Annotated in this window: 5 protein-coding genes; 3 read left to right on the top strand and 2 right to left on the bottom strand. The window is 72.9% G+C overall.

Translation table 11 applies throughout. From position 1 onward, the window contains the following. The first annotated feature begins 105 nt into the window (after positions 1 to 105). Together ACFYE1_RS12350 and ACFYE1_RS12345 are read left to right on the top strand one after the other, a co-directional pair. A complete protein-coding gene (locus tag ACFYE1_RS12350) occupies positions 106 to 2,052 on the top strand; it encodes a BCCT family transporter (protein ID WP_387743151.1) in 1,947 nt (648 codons plus the stop codon). Between the two features lie 117 nt (positions 2,053 to 2,169). Beyond that, positions 2,170 to 3,015: an IclR family transcriptional regulator gene (locus ACFYE1_RS12345; RefSeq protein ID WP_387743149.1), complete on the top strand. Its 846-nt coding sequence runs from the start codon at positions 2,170 to 2,172 to the stop codon at positions 3,013 to 3,015. A 127-nt stretch (positions 3,016 to 3,142) separates the two neighbouring features. Here the strand turns inward: ACFYE1_RS12345 and ACFYE1_RS12340 are convergent, their stop codons facing one another. Beyond that, on the bottom strand, positions 3,143 to 4,015 hold the full coding sequence (locus ACFYE1_RS12340) for a hypothetical protein (protein WP_387743147.1): 873 nt from the start codon (positions 4,013 to 4,015) through the stop codon (positions 3,143 to 3,145). Positions 4,016 to 4,235: 220 nt separating this feature from the next. On the opposite strand from ACFYE1_RS12340, the gene ACFYE1_RS12335 reads away from it, so the two are divergent. After that, positions 4,236 to 4,910 (top strand): SDR family NAD(P)-dependent oxidoreductase, encoded by a 675-nt coding sequence (locus tag ACFYE1_RS12335; RefSeq protein WP_387743145.1) that lies wholly within the window; start codon positions 4,236 to 4,238, stop codon positions 4,908 to 4,910. Between the two features lie 106 nt (positions 4,911 to 5,016). Here the strand turns inward: ACFYE1_RS12335 and ACFYE1_RS12330 are convergent, their stop codons facing one another. After that, a complete protein-coding gene (locus ACFYE1_RS12330; protein WP_387743143.1) occupies positions 5,017 to 6,651 on the bottom strand; it encodes an ATP-binding cassette domain-containing protein in 1,635 nt (544 codons plus the stop codon). Between the last annotated feature and the right edge of the window lie 305 nt (positions 6,652 to 6,956).

Raw genomic sequence — 6,956 nt, 5'->3', positions numbered from 1 at the left:
CGTCCCCTCCGAACACCACATCGGCGCCTTCCACGACTGGATCACCGACACCCTCAGCGACACCACCCCGGGGCAGACCGGTCCGAAGAGCCAGGAGAAGATCCATTGAGCAACGACGGCTCCCACGTCGGCCCGGCGCCCGCCGAGGGGCCCACACCACCGCCCGCAACACCGCCCGTGGACGACACCACCCTGCTGCACGAGGCGGAGGCCGAGGAGGCCGCGATCCTCGACGAGCTGAAGGTCGGTGTCGCCGAGCGGCGCAAGTCGTTCCGCGCCGGCCTGGAAGGTCTCGACCGGACCATCTTCGTGGTCACCGGAGCTCTCGTGGTCGCATTCGTGCTCTGGGGGTTCCTCAACACGGAGAGCCTGTCCAACGCCTCGACGGCGGCGCTGGGCTGGGTGCTGCAGAGCACCGGATGGCTCTTCGTGCTGCTGGCCTCCCTGTTCGTGGTCTTCGTGCTCTGGCTGGCCGTCGGCCGGTTCGGCAACATCCCGCTGGGCCAGGACGGTGAGCGCCCGGAGTTCCGGACGGTGTCGTGGATCTCGATGATGTTCGCCTGCGGCATGGGCATCGGCCTGATGTTCTACGGCGTCGCCGAGCCGCTCTACCACTACATCGCGCCGCCACCGGCCACGGCCGACGCGCAGACGGCCGAGGCCATCGAGGCGGCGATGGCCACGTCCCTGTTCCACTGGACGCTGCACCCGTGGGCGATGTACGCGGTGGTCGGCATCGCCATCGCCTACGGCACCTTCCGCCTGGGCCGCAAGAACCTGCTCTCCGAGGCCTTCATCTCGATCTTCGGGCGCAAGGCCGTGGACGGAGTGGGCGGCAAGATCATCAACATGCTCGCCATCTTCGCGACCGTGTTCGGGACCGCCGCGTCGCTCGGCCTGGGCGCGCTGCAGATCGGCAGCGGCCTGCAGTTCAACGGCGTCATCGCCGAGGTGACCACCCCGATGCTGGTGGCCGTCATCGTCGTGCTGACGTTCTGCTTCGTGGCCTCGGCCGTCTCCGGCATCGCCCGCGGCATCCAGTTCCTCTCGAACACCAACATGGTGCTGGCCCTCCTGCTGGCGATCATCATCTTCGCGGTGGGTCCCACCGTCTTCATCCTCAACCTCGTTCCCTCCGCGGTCGGCTCCTACGCTCAGATGCTGCCGGAGATGTCCGCCCGCACGGAGGCCGTGGGCGACGAGGGGATGCGCGAGTGGCTCTCGGGATGGACCATCTTCTACTGGGCCTGGTGGGTCTCCTGGACTCCCTTCGTGGGCATGTTCGTCGCCCGGATCAGCCGGGGCCGGACCATCCGCCAGTTCGTGGTGGGAGTGCTCGTGGTGCCCTCGCTGGTGTCCCTGCTGTGGTTCGCCGTCTTCGGCGGCACGGCCATCGACATCCAGCGCCGGGCCGACGCCACGCCGGACCCGGGCGACGGCATCGCCACGGTCGTGGACGGGACCCCGACCATATCCTTCGACAGCGCGATCTACGACATGTTCACCGGCCTGGACCTGCCGCAGGCCGTCACCGTCGGCCTCGCCGTGCTGGCCATGGTGCTCACCGGAATCTTCTTCGTCACGGGGGCCGACTCGGCGTCCATCGTGACCGGCTCGCTCAGCTCCCGCGGCAGCCTGGAGCCCTCCCGACCCGTCGTCGTCTTCTGGGGTGTGCTCATGGGCGGCGTCGCCGCGGTGATGCTCCTGGCCGGCGGCGACGACCCCGCCGCCGCCCTGGGCGGCCTGCAAAGGATGACGATCGTCTCCGCTCTGCCGTTCATCCTGGTGATGTTCCTGCTGTGCTTCGCGCTGGCCCGGGACCTGCGCCAGGACCCGATGTGGCTGCGCAAGCGCCTGTCCGACTCCGTCATGAACCGTGCGGTGCGCAACGCGGTCGACGAGTACGGGCACCAGAAGTTCACCCTGGTCACCCGGGAGAGCACGGACCCGAACACGGCCGAGTTCCGGGCCGTGGACGCCACGGCCGCCGGTCAACCGATCTACGCCCAGGAGAACGGCCAGGTCCGGAAGAAGGGGGCGACTCGCTCATGACGGCCGTGCTGGGGCGGGGCGCGCCCGGCCCCAGCACGCACGTTCCCGGGCACCCGGCCTGCCGGACCCGCAGGCCTCGAACGGAGGGTGACAGTGACGAGTGACTACCATGGGGTCATGTCCCCAAACACCCCCAGATCTTCGCTCGCCCCCGACCCCGCAACGGAGCAGAACGGCTCCGACGGGGTCACCCCTGGCGGCGTCCAGTCCGTCGACCGGGCCATCACGGTGCTCGAGGTCCTCGCCCGGACCGGTGGTTCGACGGTGACCGAGGTGGCCGCCGAGCTGGGAGTGCACAAGTCCACTGCGTCGCGACTGCTCAGCGCCCTGGAGCTCCGGGGCCTGGTGCACCATCCGAGCGACGGCAGCAGGTACCAGCTCGGTTTCGGCATCCTGCGGCTGGCTCACGCGATCCCCGGCCGGCTGAGCGTGGTGGCCGAGGCCCGTGACGAGGTGCGCGGTCTGGCGCGGACCCACTCCGAGACGGTCAATCTGGCGGTCCTCCGAGAGGGCCACGCCGTCAACGTGGACCAGGAGATGGGCCCCTCCTCGGTCGCGACCCACGACTGGATCGGGAGCCTGACCCCCCTGCACGCCACCGCCAGCGGAAAGGTGCTGCTGGCGGGACTGCCGTCCGACGAGAGAGCCCAGATCCTCCGCACCCACGGCCTGCCGGCGCTCACCGGGCGCACGATCACGTCGAGGAAGCAGCTGGAACGCCAGCTGATCGATGTGGTCGCCCGGGGCTACGCCACCGTGTGCGAGGAGTTCGAGATCGGGCTGAACTCCGTCGCCGTGCCCGTGCGGGACCACCTCGGCACGGTCATCGCCTCGATCAGTGTCTCCGGACCGGCCTTCCGGTTCTCGGAGGAGACGATGGCCGACCTCGTCGAGGACCTCAAGGAGGCCGGCCTGCGGGTCAGCCGGCGCATGGGGTACGCCCCCCTCGACGACTCCGAGTAGGAGACTCCGCCCCCTCCCCCTTCTCCGCGAACTCGCCGGTTCCACCCGAGCCGACAGCACATGCCCTGTGTGTCAGCCATGCGATCGCCCGGCGCACCGGGGACCCCCGGTGGATTCCCGCGGACCTCTAGGCGCGGAAGGAGGCGATCATCGCCACGACCTGCCGGTGCTGCTCCGACCCGGCGTACTCCCGGGCGGCATCGAGCGTGGGGAAGTCGTGGACCGAGCTGAAGATCACCGTCCGGTAGGTGATGCCGTTGGGCGCGACCACCCCGGTCTCGACCATTCCCATCCCGTACAGGACGTGCGGCAGCATCGCGGTGGGCGGAGGGAAGTCCGCATCGGTCAGCGAGGTCACGAGACGCACGGCGTCCGGCCAGCCGTACGCGTTGCGCAGTTCGGGCGCGGACGTCAGATCCATGGCCACGGAGCGCACCACGAACTCCCCGCTGCTGGACAGTGGCACGCCCCCCGGGACGTCCCCGAGGTGGGCCACCGGCGGCATCGAGCAGTCGGGGCCGCACTCGGCGCCCCAGGCGATGAGGACCGACAGGTGGCCGACGGGCGCACCGTCCGGCCCCAGCACCGACACCGTGCCGCCGACGTCCGAGAACTCCCCGTCCACCCTCCACGTCGCCGGCAGCTCGAAGGCGAAGGCCGCGTCGGCGGCCGTGCCCGCGTACGTCACGAGCTCCACCGGAGCCGGGGTCGGACCCGAGGTCGGGCTCGCCGTGGGCGTGCCGGTGGTGGGTGTGCCGGACGGGTCCTCCGTCGGCCCGGTCGTCGAGCCCCCGGTGGGACCGGCGGTCGGCGACGGGGAGTCCGTGGCCGGTGCCGAGCCTGCCGGGGACTCCACCACCGTGGTGGCCGGTGCCGCGGCGGGGCTCGTACCCTCCCCGGAGGGGCCTCCGCCGTCCGGGGAGCCGCAGGAGGCCAGGAGGAGCAGGGCCGCGGCGGCCGCGCCCAGTGCCCGGGTCGACGGCGACGTGGTCGGTGACATGTGGACGGCCCCCGATCGCGGAGCACCAGCGCCACGGGCGTCCGCCCGGCCCGGCCCCGAGGACTGCAATCTACGCCTGCCGGTTCGCACTCGGCAACGGTGGGAGGCGGGCGCCCCACGATCGTTGTGGAACGGCACACCGCTGGGCGCTGTCGGAGAGCCTGGGTACGCTCGGAGCACGGCTTCGCTCCGGGGCCGCACCAGGGACAGGAGTGGGGCCATGGACCTGAACGGCGCGAGGATCCTCGTGGTGGGGGCGACCGGCGTGCTCGGGCGGCGGCTGTGCGAACGGCTGAGCGAGCGCACCACCGACATCGTGGTGACCGGCCGCTCCGCCGCGGGTGCCGAGGAGCTGCGGCGCGGGCTCGGCCTGCGGGCGGCCCACGCACTGGACCTCGTGGACCACGACCAGGCCGCGGCAGTGGTGCGCCGGGCCGTCGAGGAGCTCGGCGGGCTCGACGCCGTGGTCATCGCCACGGGGGTCGCCGCTTTCGGCCCGGCCGCCGACGAGGACGAGGCCGTCGTGGAGGAGCTGTTCGAGGTCAACGCGCTCGGCCCCATGGCCGTCATCCGGGCGGCCGTGCCGCACGTCGCGGACGGCGGCGCGATCGCCGTCCTCACCGGAGTGGTCGCGGAGCTGCCGCTGGCCGGGATGGCCGGCTACGCCGCCAGCAAGGCGGCCATGGCCTCGTGGCTCGGGTCGCTGCGGCGGGAGCTGCGCCGCCGTCGGATCGCGGTGATGGACGCGCGGCTGCCGCACATGGACACCGGGCTCGTGGACCGGGCGCTGACCGGTCTGCCACCCCGGCTGCCGCCCGGTCACAACGTGGACGACGTCATCGCCGCGGTGGAGCGCGGTCTCGAGCGCGGCGTGCACGAGCTCCGGATCGACTGAACCCTGTGAGCCGGGCCCGCCGCGCCCGGACCGGGACGGTGCTCACCCGACCTCTGCTCCGCGGTCCAGGGTCGGCTCCCGGCCTGCCCTCCGCCCAGTTCGGGGGTCACAGCCTCAGCCGCGGCCAGCCCTTCGTGTCCCGCAGGAGCTGCCGGTCGTGGGTGGTCAGCACCACGGCCGCGGCCGTCGCGGCGAGGGCCTCGGTGAGCTCGTCCACGAGGGTGATCGAGAGGTGGTTGGTCGGTTCGTCCAGCAGCAGCACGTGCGGCCGGGACGCCAGGACCACGGCGAGCTCGAGGCGCCGCCGCTGCCCGGCGGACAGCTCCGCCACCGGGCGCCCGCGGTCCCGCGCCGTCAGCAGACCCAGGGCCTCCAACGGAGCCACTTCGTGCTCGGCCAACCGGCCCGCGAGCACGAGCCGGACGAGCTCCTGCTCGTACACCTCCTGGGCGGAGCGCGCACCGTGCCGGACCCCCTCCTGCAGCAGGTGCCCGATTTGCACCCCGGGAGCGGCGGTGCACCGCCCTGTGCCGGGGTCCAGCGCACCGGCGAGCACCTGCAGCAGGGTGGACTTGCCCGCCCCGTTGGGGCCTCCGACCACCAGCCGCGCCCCGGACCCCAGCACCACGTCCACGGGCCGGAGCAGCCGACCCGTCACCGTGACGCCCTCGGCGCGCAGCAGCTCCACGCCGGGCAGCGCCGGCAGCTCCGGCACCGACAGCACCAGCGGGGGCTCGGGGACGTCCACGCGGTGCCGCTCGAGGTCCTCCTGCCGGCGGTGCACCGATCGGACGAGCCCCGGTGCGCGGGTGGCGCGGGTGTGCTTGCCGGTGCCCTTGTCCGGGCGCCATCCGTCGACCAGACGGGATCGTGCGCGGTCGAGGTCGCCGGCCAGCCGGGCGTGCTCGGCCTGCTGCTCCCGGTGGTCGTGGATCCACCGCGAGCGCTCGGCGGTCCGGCCGGCGCGCCAGCCCGCCACCCCGCCGCCGTACCACCGCGGGCGGCCGTCCCGGCTGGGGTCCAGGTCCAGGACGGTGTCGACCACCTGGCCCAGCAGCCGCCGGTCGTGGCTGACCAGGACCACCCCGCCGCGGAACTCGCGCAGTGCCGCGCCCAGGTGGGCCAGACCCGCGGCGTCGAGGTGGTTGGTGGGCTCGTCCAGCAGGAGGAGGTCGTGGACGGTGCCGAGCAGACAAGCCAGGCGCACCCGGTAGCGCTGGCCCACCGAGAGGGTGCCGAGCACCCGGGAGCGGTCGGTCACGGCGTGCAGGGCCTGCAGGGCCAGGTCCACCCGCCGGTCGGCGTCCCAGGCGTCGAGGGCCTGGGCGACCGTCAGGGCCTGGGCGTACTGCTCCGCGGCGCCCGGCTGCTCCGCCGCGAGAGCGCGCGCGGCGGCCTCGACCTGCGCCACCGCGGTGTGCTCGGCGGTGAGCTCGAGGTCCAGTAGGTCCCCCACGGTGCCCTCGGGCGGCACGGGCAGCTCCTGGTCGACCACGGCGAGCGTGCCGGTGCGGCGGACGGTGCCGGCGTCCGGGAGGAGCGCGCCCGAGAGCACCTCCAGCAGCGAGGTCTTGCCGCGGCCGTTCTCCCCCACCACGCCGAGACGGGTGGTGGGGGTGATCGTGAGGTCGAGCCCCTCCAGGACGGTGCGGGTCCCCCGGACCAGGCGGATTCCGGCGGCGGTCAGCTGGGCGTGCTCACCCGCGGGCACGGCGGGGCGGTGGGCGGGAACGGTGGACATGCTTCCTCCGGGTGCGGAGCGGCGGCGGGACGGCCGGGACTCCTGACGAGGGGACGGGTGGACAGGACGACGGACCGCCGCGGCGGATGTGCTGCGCGGCGGGATCCGGAACCCGTCAGAGGAAGAAGTGGTGGAGCATGGTCGCTCCAGGATAGCCCGGACCGCCGTCCCGGGGTGCTCGGCTCGGACCGGCTGGCCGCGAAGTGATCGAACCGTCCACCGACGGCGCCGTCGAGTCCTCACCGACCTCCTTCGTCGACGTCGTCACCCCCTTCGCCGTGATCTCCCCGCTGATCGGCACGCAG

The organism is Kocuria nitroreducens (genome assembly GCF_042879195.1).
Lineage (GTDB): Bacteria > Actinomycetota > Actinomycetes > Actinomycetales > Micrococcaceae > Kocuria > Kocuria nitroreducens.
The sequence above is the reverse complement of the archived record's forward strand: the minus strand, read 5'-3'. Positions and strand labels throughout refer to the sequence as shown.